Consider the following 3,040-nt stretch of genomic DNA (forward strand, 5'->3'; position numbering starts at 1 on the left):
GGTCAGCACCACCATGCCCTCCGCCGGCGGCCGGCGCACGGCGATGCGCTGCGGCGTCTCATCGCCCCGTTGCTGCCAGGCCTGGCCGCCGGCCGCCCAGAAGCGGCGGTCGAAGGCCGGCGCCTCGACCACGCCCAGCACCGGCAGGCCGCCGGAGACCAGGGCGATGTTGACCGTGAACTCGCCGTTGCGGCGCAGGAACTCCTTGGTGCCGTCGACCGGATCGACCAGCCAGAAGCGGTCGGCCGCGGCGGGGACACCCTGGGCGGCGCATTGCTCCTCCGCCACCACCGGCACGCCCGGCAGCAGGGCGCGAAGGCCGGGGATGATCAGCGCCTCGGCGGCATGGTCGGCCGCGGTGACCGGGCTGCCGTCCTCCTTGCGCAAGGAGGCGCCGTCGAAGCTGTTGTAGATCTCGAGCACCACCCGGCCGGCGCGGCGGGCGAGATCGACGACAGCCTCGATCGGGGGAAGGTCGTCGTCGGCCATCAAGCCGCCTCGCGCAGCGCCGACCAGGTCTCGTCCAGCGCCAGGTCGAAGCGGTGCAGCATCTCGGCCACACCGGCCTCGTCGATCACCATCGGCGGGCAGAAGCCGATGAGGTCGCCCGGCATGGCGCGGGTCAGCAGGCCGTGCGCCTGGGCCCGACGGACCAGCCCGGCGCCGATGCCCCGAGCCTTGTCGAAATTGGTCCGGGCGGCCTTGTCGGCTACCAGCTCGACCCCCGCGATCAGGCCCAGGCCGCGCACCTCGCCGACCAGCGGATGATCGGCATAGCGGCGCAGGCCGTCCTGCAGTGCGGCGCCGACCCGCCGGACGCGGCCGACGATATCCATCTCGCGATAGATCCTCAGCGTTTCCAGCGCCACCGCCGCGGCCACCGGATGGCCGCCATAGGTGTTGCCGTGGCCGAACATGCCGTGCTGGTCGCTGCCCGCCACCAGCGCCTGATAGACCGGGCCGGAGACCAGCGTCGCCGCGATCGGCAGGAAGCCGGCCGACAGCTGCTTGGCCACGGTCATGATGTCCGGCTTGATGCCGAAGCTGTCGCAGCCGAACCAGGCGCCGGTGCGGGCGAAGCCGCAGATCACCTCGTCGGCGATGAACAGGATGTCGTGGCGGCGCAGCACCGCCTGGACCTTCTTGAAATAGGTGCGCGGCGGCACGATCACGCCGCCCGCGCCCATCACCGGCTCGGCGATGAAGGCGGCCACCGTCTCCGGCCCCTCGGCCTGGATCGTCGCCTCCAGCTGCTCGGCCAGGCGGGTGGCGTAGTCCTCCTCGCTCTCGCCCGGCGCGGCGCCGTGATAATGGTGCGGCGTGTCGACATGCACCACCCGGCTGACCGGCAGGTCGAAGCCGTCCTGGGCATAGGCCAGGCCCGTGAGGCTGCCCGACATCACGGTGACGCCGTGATAGCCCTTGCGACGGGCGATAATCTTCTTCTTGTCCGGCCGGCCCAGCGCGTTGTTGACGTACCAGGCGATCTTGACCGCCAGGTCGTTCGCCTCGGAGCCGGAATTGACGAACAGCGCCCGCTCCAGCGGCTTCGGTGCGATCGCCATCAGCGCCTCGGCCAGGTCGACCAGCACATCCGGCACCTTGCCGCCGAAGGCATGATAGAAGGGCAGCTGCCGCATCTGCCGCGTCGCCGCCTCGACCAGCCGCTCCTGGTCGAAGCCGAGGCCGGCGCACCAGAGGCCGGCCAGGCCCTCGATGTACTCCTTGCCCTCCTCGTCATAGACGTGGATGCCCTTGCCGCGGCTGATCACCAGCGGGCCGGCCTCCTGATGGGCGCGGAGATTGGTGTAGGGGTGCAGCAGGTAGGCGACGTCGCGCGCGGCGGTGGAGTTCGGGATCACGGGCGGCGGCCTCCGGCTGGCTTTCGGTGTCCGCCATCGTTACCGAAAGGTAAGGCGTCCGTCCTGGGCGTTTCGCGCATGGCAGGCCCGGAGCCAGGGGCCGCCGGCCGGAAGCAGCGCTTCGGCGTCATGCCGGTGGCACGGCGGAAGTCGCGGATGAAGGCGCTGGCCGATCCGAAGCCGAGCTCATGCGCCACCACGGTCACCGCCTGCCCTTCCGCCAGCCGGATCAGGGCGGCGCGCAACCGCACCTGGCGGCGCCAGGCGGAGAAGCTCATCCGCGCCTCGCGCTGGAAGGCCCGGGCCAGCGACCGGGTGGTGGTGCCGAGATGCGACGCCCAGCCAGCCAGTGTCCCGGCATGCGCCGGATCCGCCGCCAGCGCCGCCTCGATCGCCCGCAGCCCCGGCGAGGCCAGGGGCGGCAGGAACAGCCGCGGCGCCGACTCCAACCGCAGCGCGTCGGCGAAGACCAGGCACAGGCGGTGCCGGGCCCGGCCCGTCGCTTCCCTGCCCTCCAGCGCCAGGATCACTTCGCGCAGCAGCGGGCTGACGGCGACGATGCCGCAGCGCTCCGGCAGCCGGCGCAGCAGCGGGCCGCCGCAATAGGCGCTGAGCATCTCGAACTCGGCCGTGGTCTCGACCCGATGCGCCTCGCCGGCCGGCAGCCAGCAGCCTTGCAGCGGCGGCACCACCCATTGTCCGTGCCGCGTGTGCAGCACCATGACGCCGCGGCCCGGATAGATCAGCTGCGCCTGGGAGTGATCGTGCCACCCGCCCGAGAAGCCGGGCGGGAAGGGATCGCGCTCGACCCGGATCCAGCTCTCCATCATCCCACCCCGCCTTTCGGCTTGTCCGATCCGGTGCATATTTTGGCAGGTTGCCCGCTATCGGACAGCTTCATCGCCTGTCTACCCTCGCCGCGGCAAAGAAGGGAGGCAGCATGACCCCGACGATGATGATGCCGCGGACCGACGCCGCGGCACGCCCGCCACAGGACGGCAAAAGGGAGTTCCTGGCTGCGCTGCGCAGCTTCGAGCCTGCCTCTGTGCTGGATGTCGGCTGCGGCGAGGGCGCGCTGCTGCGGGCGGTCACCGCCGACGGTTCAATCCACGGCGTCGGCATCGAGCCGGAAGAGGCGGCCGCCGAGCAGGCACGGGCATCAGGGCTGGAGGTTCGGC

At 71.5% G+C, this 3,040-nt stretch carries 4 protein-coding genes; 1 reads left to right on the plus strand and 3 read right to left on the minus strand.

Annotated features, from left to right (window positions below; translation table 11 throughout):
- The 3 genes from ABDW35_RS34920 to ABDW35_RS34930 all read right to left on the minus strand — a co-directional run.
- Window positions 1–489 (minus strand): inositol monophosphatase family protein (locus tag ABDW35_RS34920; protein ID WP_343718440.1); only part of this gene is annotated, 489 nt, incomplete at its 3' end.
- Entirely contained in the window at window positions 489–1,862 is a 1,374-nt protein-coding gene (locus tag ABDW35_RS34925; RefSeq protein WP_343718441.1) for an aminotransferase, read from the minus strand. The genes ABDW35_RS34925 and ABDW35_RS34920, both read right to left, overlap by 1 nt.
- Window positions 1,859–2,692, minus strand: coding sequence for a helix-turn-helix transcriptional regulator (locus ABDW35_RS34930; RefSeq protein WP_343718442.1), 834 nt, complete (start codon window positions 2,690–2,692; stop codon window positions 1,859–1,861). The genes ABDW35_RS34925 and ABDW35_RS34930 overlap by 4 nt, the downstream gene beginning before the upstream one ends.
- A 110-nt stretch (window positions 2,693–2,802) precedes the next feature.
- Between ABDW35_RS34930 and ABDW35_RS34935 the strand changes: the two genes are divergently transcribed.
- Window positions 2,803–3,040 (plus strand): methionine biosynthesis protein MetW (locus ABDW35_RS34935; RefSeq protein WP_343718443.1); only part of this gene is annotated, 238 nt, incomplete at its 3' end.

Origin of the sequence: Inquilinus sp. (assembly GCF_039594555.1) — a bacterium.
Lineage (GTDB): Bacteria > Pseudomonadota > Alphaproteobacteria > DSM-16000 > Inquilinaceae > Inquilinus.

What these genes read in the sequence shown, in the direction of transcription:
- ABDW35_RS34930 (WP_343718442.1), bottom strand. Translation starts at nt 2,692, where the DNA reads ATGATGGAGAGCTGGATCCGGGTCGAGCGCGATCCCTTCCCGCCCGGC.